Below are 18,149 nucleotides of genomic sequence, written 5' to 3' on the forward strand. Positions count from 1 at the left end.
GCCCGCCCCCCCCACCCCCCCCCCCCCCCACCCCTCACGCCTACCTCGGGTGGCACTGCCGGAACGACGCCGCCTCTAATGCGTCGCCGTCGATGCCGTCGGCGACGCCGTCGGTGTTCCCGCCCCGGTCGGGCGCGGCGAGGGGCTGTTCGTCGCGGGAGCCGTCGGGGTGCCCGAGGGGGACGGGGAGCCGGACGGCGTGCCGGCCGGCGGTGTCGTCGACGGCGAGCCCGACGGGGAGGGTGCGCCCGTGGCGGTCGGCGAGGGGGAGTCCGTCGGCGGGGCGGACGTCGTCGGGGATGGGGCGGGAGGGGAGGAGGCCGAGCCGCCGCGGTTCTGCGGGCCGCCCTCCAGGGTGACCACCGCCTGCGAGGGCGGCAGTGCGATCCGGGCGGTCCAGTGCGTGGTCGGTGCGAGGTCCTCGTCCACGGTGACGATCACGGTGATCCGCTGGCCGGGCGCGAGCGTGCCGGAGTCGCGGCTGAGCCGGAGCCAGCCGGCGTCCGTCACCGCGTGCCAGCGGATCTCCGTGGTGCCGGAGTTGGTGAGGGTGAGGACCGTACGGCTGCCGTACTCGCCGGCCTCGACGGTGAGCAGTCCGGCCGGGGCCGGGTCGGGCGCACCCGGTCCGGAGGTCCGTTCGAGGACGGGGGCCGGGGCGGCGACCAGGGTCGGGCTGCCGAGCGGGGTGGCGCCGTGGGCCGGGACGGGGACCACGGCGCCCTGAAAGGTCAGTCGAGGAAAACCGGGAAGCAACGTTTCTGCAGCGTTGCCCCCGCCCGTCCCGGCCAACTCCAGCCCCGGCACCCCCGGTCCGCCCTGGCCGACCTGGCTTCCGCTCCCCGGCCACGGCTGTGGTGACCGCTGTCCGGCCGCCGGGCCTGCTTCGTTCACCTGCACCGCGGACACCGAGGCCGCCGCCCCCGACCCGCCACCCCGGTGCCCGGCCCAGAGCGCGACCACCGGCGCAGCGAGCACGGCCGCGAGCACACCCGTGGTCACCACCCGCCGACGGACCGCCAGTCCGCGCCCCGCGTCCGGGGCCCGGTGCCGGGGAAAGCCGCTCTGGTCGAACCGCAGCCCGGGCTCGGCCACCACACGGCCGAAGCCACCCGCGGCACCCGCGACACCGGCGACGCCCGCCCCACCAACGACACCCAAAGCGTCCACGCCGCCCACTGCGCCCACGCCGCCCACTGCGCCCGTCGGAGCAGCCAGCAGCGGCAGCCCGGACAGCCCCGCCGCCCCCTTCGCCGCCTCGTCGGCCACCCGCTCCGCCGTCCCCCGGCAGGTCGGGCAGTCCACCACGTGCTGCACCAGCTCCCGCCGTAGCGCCGGGCCGAGCACCCAGTCCCGCCAGGACTCCGCCCCGGCCCCGCCGAGCCGGTCCAGCTCCGGGCAGCTGCCCACGCCGAGCACCAGCAGCGCCGCCCTGGTCCGGGCGACCTCGGCCTCCGCGCCGACCAGCAGCACACGGGTCCGCTCGAACGGCAGGCCCAGCACCGCCGCCACCTCCAGTGGCGTCAGCCGGTGCCGGACGGAAAGCTCCAGTGCTTCGCGCTGCTCGGGGTCGGTGCCGGCCGCCTCCGGCCAGGCGAGCGAGGCCAGCTCGCGCCGCCGCCGGGCCGTCTCGATCTCGCTCGGCTCGGCCCCCGGCGCCCGCCCGGCCACCCGTCCGAACCCGGCCGCAGCCCGGCCCCCGGCCGCAACCCCGGCCCAGGCCGTGCCCCCATCGCTGCTCGGGGCCCCACCGCCGCCCGAGGCTCCACCACCGCCCGGAGCCCCACCACCGCCCGCGCCCCCACCACCGTCCACCACCCCGGCCCCGTCCGCGAGTCGCCGCAGGCAGCAGTACCGGGCCAGTGAGAACAGCCAGGCCCGTACCAGCCCGGGCTCGGCCAGCCGGGCGCCGTGCCGCTGCGCCAGCTCACGGACCTCGCGCAGGGCGTCGGCGGCGGCGTCGTGCTCGCACAGCACCGAGAGGCAGTAGGTGAACAGGCCGTCCACCTGCCGGTCGTACGCCGCGAGCACGGCGGAGGCCTGCGGCCCGGCCGGCCCAACAGTTCGCGTTGTCACCCCTCCGACGGTAGGGAAGCCGGACCGCCCGACCCCGCCATTCGCCGCGTATGTACTTCTTTCGGGTAACAACATCGCCCATCTGTGTGGACGCGCGGCGAGCCCGGTGGCGGACCGCCGCTGTCGTACCCAGGCGCTACCGTGGGCCGCATGCCTCCGCGTTCCAAGACCACCGCCAAGCCGCGCCCCGCGTACCGCTGCACCGAGTGCGGCAACCAGCTGCCCAAGTGGGTCGGCCGCTGCCCGGAGTGCAACGCCTGGGGGACGGTCGAGGAGTACGGCGCGGTGCCGATCCGGACGACGGCCGCCGGTCCGGTCAGCGCCCCGGCCCGCCCGATCGCCCAGGTGGACGGCCAGGTCGCGACGGCCCGCTCGACGGGCGTCCCGGAGCTGGACCGGGTGCTCGGCGGCGGGCTGGTGCCCGGCGCGGTGGTGCTGCTGGCCGGTGAGCCCGGCGTCGGCAAGTCCACCCTGCTGCTGGACGTCGCGGCCAAGGCGGCCACCGACCGGCACCGCACGCTCTACGTCACCGGCGAGGAGTCGGCCGGCCAGGTCCGGCTGCGCGCCGACCGGATCAACGCCCTCTCCGAGCACCTCTACCTCGCCGCCGAGCAGGACCTCGGCGCGGTGCTGGGGCACATCGAGGCGGTCAACCCCGGCCTGCTGATCCTGGACTCGGTGCAGACCATCGCCTCCGCCGAGCTGGACGGCGCCCCCGGCGGCCCGGCCCAGGTCCGCGAGGTGGCGGGCGCGCTGATCCGGGCGTCCAAGGAGCGCGGCATGGCCACCCTGCTGGTCGGCCACGTGACCAAGGACGGCCAGATCGCCGGCCCGCGCCTGCTGGAGCACCTGGTGGACGTCGTGCTCAGCTTCGAGGGCGACCGGCACGCCCGGCTCCGCCTCATCCGCGGGGTCAAGAACCGCTACGGCGCCACCGACGAGGTGGGCTGCTTCGAGCTGCACGACGAGGGCATCGTCGGCCTGGCCGACCCGTCCGGCCTCTTCCTGACCAGGCGTGACAAGCCCGTCCCGGGCACCTGCCTCACCGTCACCCTGGAGGGCAAGCGCCCGCTGGTCGCGGAGGTGCAGGCGCTGATGGTGGATTCGCAGATCCCCTCGCCGCGCCGGACCACCTCGGGCCTGGAGTCGCCCCGGATCGCGATGATCCTGGCCGTCGTCGAGCGGCACGGCGGGGTGAAGCTCGGCAAGCAGGACATCTACACCGCGACGGTGGGCGGCGTGAAGCTGAGCGAGCCGTCCGCCGACCTCGCGGTGGCGCTCGCGGTGGCCAGCTCCTCCACCGACACCCCGCTGCCCAGCAACCTGGTGGCGATCGGCGAGGTCGGCCTGGCGGGCGAGGTGCGGCGGGTGACGGGCGTGCAGCGCCGGCTCGCCGAGGCGCACCGGCTGGGCTTCACCCACGCCCTGGTCCCGCCGGACCCGGGCAAGGTGCCGCCGGGCATGAAGGTGGTCGAGGTGTCCGACATCGGCGAGGCGCTGCGGGCCATCCCGGGCCGCCGCCGGGCCGCCGCCAAGCCGCGCGGCGAGGGGCGTACCGAGGGGCGTGCCGAGGGGCGTGCTGAGGCACCGTCGGCGCCGCCGGCCCCGCGCTCGGCCCGGGTCGCGGCCTACCCGGAGGAGCTGATGGACGGCTGGGAGCCGCTCGACTCCGACGAACTGCGCTGACCCAAGCCCTGCCGCAGCCGCACGCAGTTAGACTTTCCCCAGTCTCATTGGCCAGAAGGCAGTACCGAGCGGTACTGAGCGACAGAGCAACAGACCGCGGACCGGCGCACGGCGCGAGGCGCGCGGCACGGGGTCGACCGGAGGAGTCACGTGGCAGCCAGCGACCGGGGGGCGGACAAGGCCTCCCGTGAGGAGGCCCTGCTGCGGGCCTCCCTCACCGCCATCGCGCCCGGCACGGCGTTGCGTGACGGCCTGGAGCGGGTCCTGCGGGCCAACACCGGCGGCCTGATCGTGCTGGGCATCGACAAGACCGTCGAGTCCCTGTGCACCGGTGGCTTCGTCCTGGACGTCGAGTTCACCGCCACCCGGCTGCGCGAGCTGTGCAAGCTGGACGGTGCGGTGGTGCTCGACAAGGACATCACCAAGATCGTCCGCGCCGGTGTGCACCTGATGCCGGACTCGACCATCCCCACCGACGAGACCGGCACCCGCCACCGCACCGCCGAGCGGGTCAACCGGCAGACCGGCTACCCGGTGGTCGCGGTCTCGCACTCGATGCGGCTGATCGCGATGTACGTCAACGGTACCCGCCGGGTGCTGGAGGACTCCACCACCGTGCTGTCCCGCGCCAACCAGGCGCTGGCCACCCTGGAGCGCTACAAGTTGCGCCTGGACGAGGTGGCCGGCACGCTCTCCGCGCTGGAGATCGAGGACCTGGTGACGGTCCGGGACGTCACGGCCGTCGCCCAGCGCCTGGAGATGGTGCGGCTGATCGCCACCGAGATCGCCGGTTACGTGCTGGAACTCGGCATCGACGGCCGTCTGCTCTCGCTGCAGCTGGACGAGCTGATCGCGGGCGTGGAGCCGGAGCGCGAACTGGTCGCCCGGGACTACTTCCCGGAGCGGGCCGCCAAGAAGGGCCGGACGGTCAACGAGGTGCTGGCCGACCTGGAGGCGCTCACCCACGCCGAGCTGCTGGACCTGCAGACCGTCGCCAAGGCGCTCGGCTACTCGGGCACGCCGGAGTCCCTGGACTCCGCCGTCTCGCCGCGCGGCTACCGTCTGCTGGCGAAGATCCCGCGCCTGCCCAACACGGTGATAGAGCGCCTGGTCGAGCACTTCGGCGGCCTGCAGAAGCTGCTCGCCGCGAGCATCGACGACCTCCAGACGGTCGAGGGCGTCGGCGAGACCCGGGCCCGCTCGGTCCGCGAGGGCCTGTCCCGCCTTGCCGAATCGTCCATCCTGGAACGCTACGTCTGATCCGACGACGTGCGGACGGCCCCCAGGGAACGCTTCCCCGGGGGCCGTCCCGCGTCCGGGCCCCGGGGTCACCGTTCCGGGAGCTCGGTGACCCCGTAACCCCGTAACCCCGTAACCCCGTAGCTCCGTAACCCCGTAGCTCCGCAACCCCGTGGCCCCGGAACGCCGGAGCCCCCGGCCGCCGCGGCGACCGGGGGCTCCCGAACGGAGTCGACCGACCCTCAGTTGTCCAGCCGGATCGAGGTCCGCGCCGAGACCTTGTCCCCGGAGAGCCCGGTGAGCTCGGCGAGCACCACGTAGGTGCCGTTCGACGGCGGCGTCGGGTCGGCGGTCGCGCACTGCGGCTTGCTGCGGCTGCGGTCCCAGGTGAAGGTCTCGGTCTGGCTGCCGTTCGCCGCCAGCTGCACCCAGATGCTGCCCTTGTCGGCCGGGCAGTCGCCGGAGGACCAGACCCGCTCGCCGTTGCTGGCGCTCACGGTGATCGCGGAGGCGATCCGGCCCAGGTCCACCCGGCAGTTGGCGCCGGTGGAGTTCTTGACCGTCAGGGCGAGCCGCGGCTTGTCCTTGGGCTGGAACGAGTTCTGGGTGCCGGCCAGCTCCAGGGCGACCTGCGAGGAGGCGCAGACCGGAAGCGCCATGACCTCGGGCGTGTTGAACGCCGGGACGCCACCGCCGGAGCCACCGGAGCCGCCGGATCCGCCCGCCGCGCCGCCACCGGTGCCACCGGCACCGCCGGAGCCACCCGAGCCGCCGGCGGGAGCCGGGTTGGCGCCGCCGGTCGAGCCGCCGCTGAGGTTGACCTCGGTGCCGCCGCCGCCGGCCACCGGGCCGCCGCCGGAACCGCCCGAGCCGCCGCCCGGGCGCGCGGCGGGGCCGCTCGGTGAGGCGCCGGGCGTGATGGCCTGGGCAGGGGTCTGGCTCTGGGACGGAACGGCCTGTGCGGCCTTGCTCTGTGAGCCGCCGTCACCGCCTCCGCCCTGATCGGTCATCAGCCAGGCGATCAGGGCGATGACCGCCGCGACGGCGGCGAGCACGACGACGCGCCGACGCCAGTAGATCGAGGCCGGCAGCGGTCCCACGGGTTGACGCAGAGAGGGCACGACCAAACTCTACGAGACTGTGTGTGGCGATTGACTCACCAACACCGCACAGTCGTCCCTTCCTTCACATGATCCGCCATTTGATCCGTTCGAGGGAGCCCCGAAGGGCTGATTGTCCGGAACTTCTCCGGAACTTCTCCGGGACGTTCTCCGAAACGTTCGCCGGCGTGACCTCCGCGGTGATCACCGGCGTGGTCTCCGTGATGCCGCCGGAGGGTCCTCCGATGGTCCTTCGATGGTCCTCCGGTGGTCCGGACCCCTCTGCTCCACTTCGGCCGGGTCGGAGGGCGTGGGAGGATCGAAGGGCCATGACTGCCATCACCGCCACCGCCGCCGCCGGGACCGACGACGCCCGGCTCCCGATGCCCCTGCCGCTGTTCCACTCGACCGTCCTGGACTGGTACGAGGCGACCAAGCGTGACCTGCCCTGGCGGGCCCCGGACGCGACGCCCTGGGCGGTCATGGTGAGCGAGTTCATGCTCCAGCAGACCCCGGTCAAGCGCGTGTTGCCCGCCTGGGAGGCGTGGATGACCCGCTGGCCGACCCCCGCCGACCTCGCCGCCGAGGCGGCCGGCGAGGCGGTCCGGATGTGGGGCCGGCTGGGCTACCCGCGCCGCGCGCTGCGGTTGCACGCGGCCGCGGTGGCGATCACCGAGGAGCACGGCGGCGAGGTCCCGGACGACCACGCCACGCTGCTCTCGCTGCCCGGGGTGGGGGAGTACACCGCCGCCGCGGTCGCCTCCTTCGCCTTCCGCCAGCGGCACGTGGTGCTGGACACCAACGTCCGGCGGGTCTTCGCCCGTGCGGTGACCGGCGTCGAGTACCCGGCCCAGGCCACCACCGCCGCCGAGCGCCGTACCGCCACCGTGCTGCTGCCCGCCGATGCCGGGACCGCCGCCACCTGGGCGGTCGGTGTCATGGAGCTGGGCGCCCTGGTCTGCACCGCGCGCGGCCCGGAGTGCGGGGAGTGCCCGCTGTTCGCCGGCTGCGCCTGGCAGCGGGCCGGCCGCCCGCCGTACGAGGGTCCGGCCCGGCGCGGGCAGTCCTACGAGGGGACGGACCGCCAGGTGCGCGGCAAGCTGCTCGCGGTGCTGCGGGAGGCGCACGGCGAGGTCGAGCAGGCCCGGCTGGACGCGGTCTGGCCGGACGCGGTGCAGCGGGCCCGGGCCCTGGACGGCCTGGTCGCGGACGGCCTGGTCGAGCCGGTCGAGCAGGGTGTCTACCGCCTGCCGCAGTAGGACGGAACGACGGCGCCCCGGGGAGGAGGACCTCCCGGGGGCGCCGCGGTCGTGCCGGGTCGTGCGGTGCGGAGCGGGGACCGTCAGACGGCCGCCGCCTCCAGCGAGGCCTCGGCCGGCTTCTCGCCCTTGCCGGTGCCGCGCAGCGGCACCTCGCGCAGGAACAGCGCGGCGGCGATCGCGATCACGGCCACCCCGGCGCCCCACAGGAAGACGGTGTGCATGCCGTTGGACACCGCGTGGTGGTAGGCGTCCTGGATGTTCTCGGGGAGCTTGCGCAGGGCGGCCGGGCTCATCTGGCCCGGGTCCTTCACGCCGCCGCCGGCGGCCTGCTCGCCGAGCTTCTCCTTCATGGTGTCGGTCACCCGGTTGTTGAACAGGGCGCCGAACAGCGCGACACCGAAGGAACCGCCGATGGTGCGGAACAGGGTGGCGGTGGAGCTGGCCACGCCCATGTCCTTGAGCTCGACGCTGTTCTGCGCGACGAGCATGGTGATCTGCATCAGGAAGCCCATGCCGGCGCCGAGCACGACCATCCAGCAGGCCGAGGTGAAGCTGCTGGTCCCGACGCCCATGGTGGAGAGCAGGACCATGCCGGCGGTCATCACGATCGTGCCGATGATCGGGTAGATCCGGTACTTGCCGGTCTTGGTGACGGCCTGGCCGACCACCAGCGAGACGACCAGCATGCCGAACATCATCGGCATCAGCAGCAGGCCGGAGTTGGTCGCCGACGCGCCCTGGACGATCTGCTGGTAGAGGGGCAGGAAGACGGTCGAGCCGAACATCACGAAGCCGACGATGAAGCCGATGATCGAGACCAGGGTGAAGTTCAGGTTCTTGAACAGGGTCAGCGGGAGCATCGGCTCCTCGACCCGCTGCTCCACGTAGCAGAAGGCGATCAGCGAGGCGGCGGCGAGCGCGGCCAGGCCGAGGATCTGCTTGGAGCCCCAGGCGTACTGCTGGCCGCCCCAGGTGGTGATCAGCACGAGCGAGGTGATGCCGACGGTGAGCAGGATGGCGCCCAGGTAGTCGATCTTGGCGGTGCTGCGGACCTTCGGCAGCTTCAGGGTCACGATGACCACGGCCAGCGCGACCACACCGAGCGGCAGGTTGATGTAGAAGGTCCAGTGCCAGCTCAGGTGGTCGGTGATGAAGCCGCCGACCAGCGGGCCGCCGATGGTGGCGAGGGCCATCACCGCGGCGAACATGCCCTGGTACTTGCCGCGGTCGCGCGGCGGAACCAGCGCGCCCATGATCGACATGACGCCGACCATCAGGCCGCCGGCGCCCAGGCCCTGCACGGCGCGGAAGCCGATCAGCTCGTTCATGTTCTGCGACAGGCCGGACAGCGCCGAGCCCACCAGGAAGATCACGATCGAGGTGAGGAAGGTGCCCTTGCGGCCGTACATGTCGCCGAGCTTGCCCCAGATCGGGGTCGAGGCGGCGGTGGCCAGGGTGTACGCGGTGACCACCCAGGACAGGTGCTCGGCGCCGCCGAGGTCGCCGACGATCGTCGGCATCGCGGTGCCGACGATCAGGTTGTCGAGCATGGCCAGCAGCATGGTGACGACCAGGCCGACCATGACGAGGCGGATCTCGCGGGGTGACCGCGGCTGCTCCTCCTCGGCCGTCTTGTCCTCCGGCACCGGAGCGGCGGTCTTGGACTGTGACATGAGGTGGGGTCTCCCGGAGGGTGCTTGGGACGCGCATCCGCGCCGCTCGGCGGCTACTTACTTGACGCCCGGCTAGTTTCTTGTAACGTCGGCACGGTAAGTTGTTCCCTAGCCGGTCGTCAAGCCAGTTTCCGAACCGGCCACCTGGGCAGGGAGAATGTGCCCGGGGCGGACGCCACCCCGGGGATCCGCAGAAGTCACCGACGCAGTCATGAGGCAGGCCATGGGCACTCCGCACAGCCCCCGCAGCGACACCCGGGCTCGCATCATCGAGGTGTCGCTGGAGCTCTTCTCCGAGCAGGGGTACGAGCAGACCTCACTGCGCGAGATCGCCGACCGCCTGGGTGTCACCAAGGCCGCGCTCTACTACCACTTCAAGACCAAGGACGACATCGTCCTGGGCATCGTCGAGCGGATGGCCGCGCCGATCGACGAGACCATCGAGTGGGGCCGCAAGCAGTCCTGGAGCCCGGAGATGCGCGACGAGCTGATCCGCCGCTTCGCGGACGGGATGGCCGAGCGGGCCCCGCTGCTGCGCTTCTTCCACGAGAACCAGCCCGCGCTGCGCGAGTCGCCGGCCGGGCTGGCCTTCCGCGACCGCATGATCACCATGATGCAGCTGGTGCACGGGCCGAACGCGGACTTCCCGGACCGGCTGCGGGCGGCGATGGCGCTGTTCACCGTCCACTCGTCGCTGTTCCTGCTCAAGCAGGACACCGCGGACTGCGGCCACGCCGAGAACGTCTGGGGCGAGCCGCTGGACACGGCGGCCACGCTGGACGAGGCGATCCGGGCGGCCCGGGAGATCGCGCTGGAGATCGGCGGCCGGATCAGCCACCCCGCACCGCCCGCGCCCGCCCCGGCCCCGCCGGCAGCGCCTGCCCCGGCTCCGCCGGCGCCGCCCGCCCCGGCCCCGCCGGCAGCGCCCGCCCCGGCCCCGCCGCCCGCGCCCGCCCCGGCTCCGCCGGCAGCGCCTGCCCCGGTTCCGCCGGCGCCGCCCGCACCTGCTCCGGCCCCGCCGGCACCGCCCGCGTCCGCCCCCGTCGGTCCGTGAGGGACGGTCAGAAGTTCGTGACGCCGTGCCCCGAGAGGTACGCGACCGGGTTGACCACCGCGCCGTAGCGGTTGCTGGTGCGGATCTCGAAGTGCAGGTGCGGTCCGGTCGAGTTGCCGGTGCTCCCCGAGAGCCCGATCCGCTGGCCGGCCGACACGTGCTGGCCGGCCGAGACCGCGAGCGAGGACATGTGCGCGTACTGCGCGAAGTGCCCGTCCGCGAGCCGCAGCACGACCTCCTTGCCGTACGCGCCGTCCCAACCGGCCGACACCACGGTCGCGTTGCCGACCGCCAGCAGCGGCGTGCCCGGGGAGACCGCGAAGTCCACCCCGGTGTGGTACCCGGCCGCGTACTCGCGGTTGGCCACCCCGTACGGATTGCTGGTCGGCGCGTTCGGCACCGGCGCCGACCACTCGGGGGCGGGGGCGGGGGCGGGCGCCGGGGCCGGGGCGGGCTCCGGTTCGGGCGCCGGCGCGGCGACCGGCTCGGGCTGCGCGGCCGCGGCCGGGGCGGGCGGATCGGCGGGCAGCAGGTTGGCCGCCACCGCCACGGACTGCTGGGCCGAGGGACCGTCCCCGGGCAGCTTGTACGCGCTGGGGCCGGCCACCTGGACCAGTCCCGGTGCGGGCACCTCCGCCTGCGGCGCGGTGAAGGCCGAGCTGCCCGGCGTGGTGGGCCGTACGGTCTGGGCCGAGGCGCTGCCGGGCGCGGCGACCAGCAGCACGCCGGCCAGCAGCGCCGCGGCCGCTCCGACCGAGGCCAGCGCGTGGTCGTGCTCGGCCCGCTGACGGCTGCCCGGCAGGGTGGTGTGCCGGGGCGTGGCGAGCGTGCGCAGCGGCGCGACATGGGCCCGGACGGCGTTGTCGAGCCGGGGCTGCCAGGTCGCGCGCAGCGGCGTGACGCGGATGCGGACGGCGTTGTCGATTCGGGGCTGCCAGGTCGTGCGCAGCGGCGTGACGCGGGTGCGGACGGCGTGGCCGAGCCGGGGCTGCCAGGCCGCCGCCTGGGCCGCCGTACGGGCGGCGAGCCGGCGCAGGGTCGGCCCCACGGGCGGGACGGTGGACATCGGTGGCCGTACCTCACGGGTCGAGACGGGGCAGCACGACGGGGCCCGTCCGGGGCGCGTGCTGAGCGGGGGACCACACAGGTCTAACCGGCACCGGGCGCACTCCCAAACGGTGTGACGTACTACCGCGGCTAGTCGGTGCGACGCCGGATCCCCGGACCGGCGGGGCGACGATCACGGGGTCCGGTCGCCCACGACCGCTCCCGGACGGCTCACCGGCCCGTCCGGCCCCGCTACTACCGCCGGTCGTACCGGGGCGAGGGCCTGTGACCAGTACCACCCGCGGCCGGGGTTTGACGGGCGCGAACCGCCTCCGTCCGAACCGCTTGCGTCCGCACCGATGACCGGTCGGGCCCGCTGCGGGACCATCGACCCATGTATGGCAACAGGAGCGAAGACCCCGACGCCGGTGACCGCCCGAGCCCGGCGGACCGCCGCTTCGCCGCCCTGCGCGGCTGCGAGCGCATCCTGTCCGGCGTCCGGCCGCGGACCATCCGCGAACGCCTCGCGGACCTGGCCGATCCGCCTCCGGACGGGAAGGGAGCCGCCCCCGATCTGGACGACCGGCCGGACCAGTACGGCGACGGCGTGGTCCGGGCCCTGGAGCTGCGGGTCGCCGGGCTGCTCGGCACCGAGGACGCGGCCTTCTTCCCGACCGGCACGATGGCCCAGCAGGTCGCCCTGCGGATCCACGCCGAGGCCGCCGGGCTGCGCACCGTCGCCACCCACCCGCTGGCCCACACCGACCGGCACGAGCGGCACGCGCTGGGCGTCCTCACCGGTCTGCGCAGCCTCTGGCCGACCGTCGCGCCGCGCCAGCCCACCGCCGAGGAGGTGCGCGCCCTGGACGAGCCGTACGCCGCGCTGAGCCTGGAACTGCCGCTGCGCGACGCCGGGTTCGTGCTGCCCGACTGGGAGCGGCTGCGGGCGCTGGCCGCGGTGGTGCGGGAGGAGCACGGCGCGGCGCTGCACCTGGACGGTGCGCGGATCTGGGAGTCCGCGGTCGCGCTAGGCCGCCCGCTGCCGGAGGTCGCCGCCCTGGCCGACTCGGTCTACGTCTCCTTCTACAAGACACTCGGCGGGATCAGCGGTGCCGCGCTGGCCGGTTCGGCGGGCTTCGTGCGCACCGCCGGGGCCTGGCGCCACCGCTACGGCGGGCAGCTCTTCCAGCAGTGGCCGTTCGCGCTGGCCGCGCTGGCCGGTCTGGAGCGCGAACTGCCGCTGTTGGAGGGGTACGTGGCGCACGCCCGGACGGTCGCCGAGGCGCTGGCCCGGGCCTTTGCCGCCGTCCCCGGCGCCCGGGTGCACCCGGCCCCGCCGCACACCCACCAGTTCCGGCTCTGGCTGCCGTACCCGGCCGAGGAGTTGGAGGAGGTCTCGCTGGAGCAGGCCGAGGAGACCGGGATCGGGCTGTTCGGGGCCTGGCGCGAACGCGAGCTGCCGGGCCTGGCGATGACCGAGGTCACGGTCGCCTCGCCCGCCCTCGACTGGACCGGCGCCGACGTCGAGGTGGCAGCCGCGGCCTTCCTGGACCGGTTGCGGACCCGCGCCGGCCGGCCCTGACCAGGCGCCGGCCCTGACGGGCGGCCGGCCCGGAGGGAGACCGGGCAAAGCGTCCGGCCCGCCCCCGCGGTGCGGGGACGGGCCGGACGTGGTTCCGTCAGAGCTGCCTGGTCACAGGCTGATCGCTACGGGCTCGATCAGTTGTCGACCGGGCGGACCCGGATCCAGGTCTCCAGGTAGTTCGAGGACTCGTTCTCGACCTCGATGCTGGTGCCGGTCTTCGGCACGTCGACACCGGAGTACGGGTTGTCCTTGGACCACCAGGACTTCAGGTCGGAGAACTCGTCGACGCCCTTCGACTTCGGGACGACGGTCTCGACGCTGGCCTTGTGCAGGGTCAGCGCGGGGACGCGGCGCGAGCCGAAGGTGGAGTCGAAGCCCTGCATGCGCGGACGCATCAGCGTGCCGTCGCTCCACTTGATCGGGGTCGGGTGCGAGTCGACCGGCAGGACCAGGCCGTGACCCGGGTGGGCGCTGACGTTGTTGTCGGTCTGGGAGGTGTCCCAGTACCAGATCAGCAGACCGGGCTGGTACGCGTAGTGCTCGACCCAGCCCGGCTTGTCGGCGAAGCCGAAGTTGTACGGGCCGGTCTTCAGCGTCTGGTCGAACGACACGTACTGCTTGTTCTCCGCGATGTAGTACTGCGCGTAGTCCTTGGTGTACGAGCCGCCGAAGCGGGTGAAGCCGGTGGCGGCCCAGCCGTTGTCACCGTTCTCCACGTCGTCGCTGAACAGGGTGGCGCCGTCGGCGACCACCGCGATGTTGTCCAGCGCCAGGCCGCGGTAGTGCAGGCCGCCGTCGGTGGTGTTGTGGTAGCGGAACTTGATCTGCTTGCCCGCGTAGGCGTCCAGGTTGAAGGACAGGTCGCCCCAGGTGGCGGCCAGGCCGTTCACGGCCGGACGGTCGTTCTCGCGGGGGAGAGCGGTGCCGTTCCAGGTGCCGTCCACGACGGTCCAGGTCTTGCCACCGTCGGTGGAGACCTCGCCGAAGGCGTAGTCGAAGTCCGGCTCCAGCTCGTACCAGGCCTTGGCGTTGATGCTGGCCTTGGTCTTGCCGGTCAGGTCGACGTCACGGGTGAGCGTGACGTTCAGGTTGTCGGCGCTGCCGCTCCACCACTCGTTGCCGCCCGCGAACGGCTTGTTGATGTCGGTGGTGATGCTCTTCTTCGGCAGGTCGACGAGGAGCGCCTGCGGCAGGTCGGTGTTGTACTCCACCGGGCCGATGTGGTGCGTCGACTCGGTGCCGGCCTTGGCGCGGTCGACCTTCAGCCAGCCGAGCTGGTACTTGCTCCAGGCGTCGAGGTCGTTCGGCATGTCGCCGATGCTGTTCTTGCCCTCGCCCAGCCAGGAACCGGAGGACATCAGCGACCAGAAGCCGACCGAGTTGTCGATGCCCTTGCCGGCGGTGTCGTAGAGGTCCGGCAGACCGAGGTCGTGGCCGTACTCGTGCGCGAAGACGCCGAGGCCGCCGTTCTCCGGCTGCATCGTGTAGTCGCCGATCCAGAGACCGGAGTTGCCGACCTGCACGCCGCCGAGCTTGTTGCCCTCGGGGCCGGCCTGGCCCGTCAGGTTGCCGTAGACGTAGGAGCGGTGCGCCCACAGGGCCTTGGTGCCCTGCTTGCCGCCGCCGGCCGACTTGTCCTCACCGGCGTGCACGATCTGGAAGTGATCGATGTACCCGTCGGGCTGGTTGAAGTTCCCGTCGTGGTGCGACCCGTAGCGGTCCCACTGGTCGTACTGGGCCAGCGTCGCCTTGACCTGGGCGTCGGTCTGACCCTTGGCCAGCTGGTCCTTGTACCAGATGTCCACGGCGTCGCGGATCAGGTCCTGCGCGCTGGCGCAGACGTTGGAGCCGCAGTAGTCGGAGCCGTACCGGGCCTCGTTCCACGGGACGCGGACCCAGTCCGAGACCACGCCGTCGACCGAGTAGCGGCCCGAGGACTGCTTCTCGTAGAAGGTCTTCAGCGAGGGCTTGTCCTTGGAGAAGTACAGGTCCTGGTAGTGCTGCTGGTTGTAGTCGGCCTGCCACGCGGTCGAGTTGTTGGTGGCCGGGTCCGGCTGCGCGATCTCGTTGTGCTTCGGACCGGCCTCGCCGCCGTACTTGACCTTGCCGTCCGGCGTCTTGGTGGTGTTGTCCACCTGGTCGCCGAAGTCGACCAGGATGGTGAAGATCTTGTCCGTGCGCTCGCGGGCGAGCTCCACGTACTTGTCCTTGCCGAGCTTCACGCTGGTGCTGCCGTTGTGCTGCTCGACCTGGGCGGTGCCGTTGAGCAGCTTCTCGGTGGCGGCCTTCTGCTCGGCCTCCACCTTCGCGGTCAGCGGGCCCGGGATGTTGTGCTCGGTGTTCTGGACGGCCTCAGCCGGGTCCTTCGGCACGGGGGCCGAGCCGGCCGCGACGGCGGTGGCCGGGAACAGGCCTGCGCCGAGCGTGACTATGACCGCTGCGGCCGTGGCAGCCGCAGCGGTTCTCCTGGTGTTCTTCAACGTTGTGACGTCCTCCCCGACCGGGGCCAGCTCTTGGCCAAAGCCCGGCAAACCAAAATGAAAGACAGGTGGACGTCATTTGATACAAGCGTGCATAAAAAAGATAGACCTTGACCGTGACATGGTCACGGCGCTATGCTCCGCGACTTCCCATCAGCTGACCGTCTGTCAACCGTATGTTCGTTAAACCTGGCTGAGAAATCGACCGCACCCGTACCAACCAGCCCGGAAGCCGCCCGTCCGAGTCCGCGGCGGCAGGCGCTCCGACGGGGCGGAACGCACCGAGCCCCCGGCGTGAACGCCGGGGGCTCGGTGGCTGTGAAGTTGTCTGTTAAAAGTTGGCTACTTCGTCAGGTCCGGACCGGACGAGGCGACCGCAGCCGGGGTGTCCGCGACGGCCGACTTCTCCTCGCCGCGGAAGGTGAACTTGGCTTCCTTGCCCTCGCCGTCGACGTCGACGACGACGATGTGACCGGCCCGCAGCTCACCGAAGAGGATCTTCTCGGAGAGGTGGTCCTCGATCTCGCGCTGGATGGTGCGGCGCAGCGGACGGGCACCCAGGATCGGGTCGTAGCCGCGCTTGGCCAGCAGCTTCTTGGCCTCGACGCTGAGCTCCAGGCCCATGTCCTTGTCCTTGAGCCGCTCGTCCACCTTGGCGATCATGAGGTCGACGATCTGGATGATGTCGTCCTCGGACAGCTGGTGGAACACCACGATGTCGTCGACACGGTTCAGGAACTCGGGGCGGAAGTGCTGCTTGAGCTCCTCGCCGACCTTCGCCTTCATCCGCTCGTACCCGGTCTGGGTGTCACCCGTGGCCGCGAAGCCCAGGTTGAAGCCCTTGGAGATGTCCCGGGTGCCGAGGTTGGTCGTCATGATGATGACGGTGTTCTTGAAGTCGACCACGCGGCCCTGGGAGTCGGTCAGGCGACCGTCCTCCAGGATCTGCAGCAGCGAGTTGAAGATGTCCGGGTGGGCCTTCTCGACCTCGTCGAAGAGGACGACCGAGAACGGCTTGCGGCGGACCTTCTCCGTCAGCTGGCCGCCCTCCTCGTAGCCCACGTAGCCGGGCGGGGAGCCGAACAGCCGGGAGACGGTGTGCTTCTCGGAGAACTCGGACATGTCGAGCGCGATCAGCGCGTCCTCGTCGCCGAAGAGGAACTCGGCGAGCGTCTTGGACAGCTCGGTCTTACCGACACCGGACGGGCCGGCGAAGATGAACGAACCGCCGGGGCGCTTCGGGTCCTTGAGGCCCGCACGGGTGCGCCGGATGGCCTGGGAGAGCGCCTTGATGGCGTCCTTCTGACCGATGACCCGCTTGTGCAGCTCGTCCTCCATGCGCAGCAGGCGCGAGGTCTCCTCCTCGGTCAGCTTGAAGACCGGGATGCCGGTGGCGGTGGCCAGGACCTCGGCGATGAGCTCCTCGTTGACCTCCGCGACGACGTCCATGTCGCCGGCCTTCCACTCCTTCTCGCGCTTGGCCTTGGCCTGCAGGAGCTGCTTCTCGTCGTCGCGCAGGGACGCGGCCTTCTCGAAGTCCTGCGCGTCGATCGCGCTCTCCTTCTCGCGGCGCACGTCGGCGATCTTCTCGTCGAACTCGCGCAGGTCCGGCGGCGCGGTCATCCGGCGGATGCGCATCCGGGAGCCGGCCTCGTCGATCAGGTCGATCGCCTTGTCCGGCAGGAAGCGGTCCGAGATGTACCGGTCGGCCAGGGTGGCGGCGGCGACCAGGGCGGCGTCCGTGATGGAGACCCGGTGGTGGGCCTCGTAGCGGTCGCGCAGACCCTTCAGGATCTCGATGGTGTGCGGCAGCGACGGCTCCGCGACCTGGATCGGCTGGAAGCGGCGCTCCAGCGCGGCGTCCTTCTCCAGGTGCTTGCGGTACTCGTCCAGGGTGGTGGCACCGATGGTCTGCAGCTCGCCGCGGGCCAGCATCGGCTTGAGGATGCTGGCGGCGTCGATTGCGCCCTCGGCGGCGCCCGCGCCGACCAGGGTGTGCAGCTCGTCGATGAACAGGATGATGTCGCCGCGGGTGCGGATCTCCTTGAGCACCTTCTTCAGGCGCTCCTCGAAGTCACCGCGGTAGCGCGAGCCGGCCACCAGGGCGCCCAGGTCCAGCGTGTAGAGCTGCTTGTCCTTGAGCGTCTCCGGGACCTCGCCCTTGACGATCGCCTGCGCCAGGCCCTCGACCACGGCGGTCTTGCCGACGCCGGGCTCACCGATCAGCACCGGGTTGTTCTTGGTGCGGCGGGACAGCACCTGCATGACCCGCTCGATCTCCTTCTCGCGCCCGATGACCGGGTCGAGCTTGGCCTCGCGGGCGGCCTGGGTGAGGTTGCGGCCGAACTGGTCCAGGACCAGCGAGGTCGACGGGGTGCCCTCGGCGGGCCCGCCGGCCGTGGCCGACTCCTTGCCGCCGCTGGTCTGGTAGCCGGAGAGCAGCTGGATGACCTGCTGGCGCACCCGGTTGAGGTCGGCACCCAGCTTGACCAGGACCTGGGCGGCGACGCCCTCGCCCTCGCGGATCAGGCCGAGCAGGATGTGCTCGGTGCCGATGTAGTTGTGGCCGAGCTGCAGGGCCTCCCGCAGCGACAGCTCCAGGACCTTCTTCGCCCGGGGCGTGAAGGGAATGTGACCGGACGGGGCCTGCTGGCCCTGGCCGATGATCTCCTCGACCTGCTGGCGAACGGCCTCAAGAGAAATCCCGAGGCTCTCCAGGGCCTTGGCGGCGACGCCCTCGCCCTCGTGGATCAGACCCAGGAGGATGTGCTCGGTGCCGATGTAGTTGTGGTTGAGCATCCGGGCTTCTTCCTGAGCCAGGACGACAACCCGCCGCGCGCGGTCGGTGAACCTCTCGAACATCGTTTATCGCTCCTCAGAGCGGTCGGGCAGTTCGGGGTCCGTCCCCGCCCTGTCCTTCCGCATGCTAGTCCCGCTCAGCGGCGCG

General features: G+C 72.3%; 11 protein-coding genes. 5 read left to right on the plus strand and 6 right to left on the minus strand.

Features of this window, described 5'->3' with window-relative positions; genetic code table 11:
- Positions 1 to 75: 75 nt before the first annotated feature.
- Positions 76 to 2,076, minus strand: a complete 2,001-nt coding sequence (locus tag ACIRST_RS24340) for a sigma-70 family RNA polymerase sigma factor (RefSeq protein ID WP_402804297.1) — start codon at positions 2,074 to 2,076, stop codon at positions 76 to 78.
- Between the two features lie 150 nt (positions 2,077 to 2,226).
- Here ACIRST_RS24340 and radA point away from each other — a divergent pair, with 150 nt between their 5' ends.
- Positions 2,227 to 3,762, plus strand: coding sequence for a DNA repair protein RadA (radA, locus tag ACIRST_RS24345; RefSeq protein ID WP_350521653.1), 1,536 nt, complete (start codon positions 2,227 to 2,229; stop codon positions 3,760 to 3,762).
- 201 nt (positions 3,763 to 3,963) lie between these two features.
- Complete coding sequence (disA, locus tag ACIRST_RS24350; protein WP_350521739.1) at positions 3,964 to 5,022, plus strand: DNA integrity scanning diadenylate cyclase DisA; 1,059 nt, start codon at positions 3,964 to 3,966, stop codon at positions 5,020 to 5,022.
- A 221-nt stretch (positions 5,023 to 5,243) separates the two neighbouring features.
- Here disA and ACIRST_RS24355 read toward each other — a convergent pair whose 3' ends face one another.
- Positions 5,244 to 6,122, minus strand: coding sequence for a hypothetical protein (locus tag ACIRST_RS24355; protein WP_402804299.1), 879 nt, complete (start codon positions 6,120 to 6,122; stop codon positions 5,244 to 5,246).
- Between the two features lie 308 nt (positions 6,123 to 6,430).
- Here ACIRST_RS24355 and ACIRST_RS24360 point away from each other — a divergent pair, with 308 nt between their 5' ends.
- Entirely contained in the window at positions 6,431 to 7,360 is a 930-nt protein-coding gene (locus tag ACIRST_RS24360; protein ID WP_402804301.1) for an A/G-specific adenine glycosylase, read from the plus strand.
- 83 nt (positions 7,361 to 7,443) lie between these two features.
- Here the strand turns inward: ACIRST_RS24360 and ACIRST_RS24365 are convergent, their stop codons facing one another.
- The gene (locus tag ACIRST_RS24365) at positions 7,444 to 9,036 is read right to left on the minus strand and encodes an MDR family MFS transporter (RefSeq protein ID WP_350521651.1); all 1,593 of its coding nucleotides are present in this window, start codon (positions 9,034 to 9,036) and stop codon (positions 7,444 to 7,446) included.
- Between the two features lie 223 nt (positions 9,037 to 9,259).
- On the opposite strand from ACIRST_RS24365, the gene ACIRST_RS24370 reads away from it, so the two are divergent.
- Positions 9,260 to 10,090 (plus strand): TetR/AcrR family transcriptional regulator, encoded by an 831-nt coding sequence (locus ACIRST_RS24370; RefSeq protein ID WP_402804303.1) that lies wholly within the window; start codon positions 9,260 to 9,262, stop codon positions 10,088 to 10,090.
- Positions 10,091 to 10,097: 7 nt separating this feature from the next.
- Here ACIRST_RS24370 and ACIRST_RS24375 read toward each other — a convergent pair whose 3' ends face one another.
- A complete protein-coding gene (locus ACIRST_RS24375) occupies positions 10,098 to 11,156 on the minus strand; it encodes a M23 family metallopeptidase (protein WP_402804305.1) in 1,059 nt (352 codons plus the stop codon).
- A gap of 375 nt (positions 11,157 to 11,531) precedes the next feature.
- Here ACIRST_RS24375 and ACIRST_RS24380 point away from each other — a divergent pair, with 375 nt between their 5' ends.
- Entirely contained in the window at positions 11,532 to 12,719 is a 1,188-nt protein-coding gene (locus ACIRST_RS24380) for a beta-eliminating lyase-related protein (RefSeq protein ID WP_350521648.1), read from the plus strand.
- 137 nt (positions 12,720 to 12,856) lie between these two features.
- On the opposite strand, the gene ACIRST_RS24385 is transcribed toward ACIRST_RS24380, so the two are convergent.
- Positions 12,857 to 15,202 (minus strand): immune inhibitor A domain-containing protein, encoded by a 2,346-nt coding sequence (locus ACIRST_RS24385; protein ID WP_402804307.1) that lies wholly within the window; start codon positions 15,200 to 15,202, stop codon positions 12,857 to 12,859.
- 342 nt (positions 15,203 to 15,544) lie between these two features.
- Positions 15,545 to 18,064: an ATP-dependent Clp protease ATP-binding subunit gene (locus tag ACIRST_RS24390; protein ID WP_350521646.1), complete on the minus strand. Its 2,520-nt coding sequence runs from the start codon at positions 18,062 to 18,064 to the stop codon at positions 15,545 to 15,547.
- Positions 18,065 to 18,149: the final 85 nt, after the last annotated feature.

The sequence above is a fragment of the Kitasatospora sp. NPDC101447 genome (assembly GCF_044767225.1).
GTDB lineage: Bacteria > Actinomycetota > Actinomycetes > Streptomycetales > Streptomycetaceae > Kitasatospora.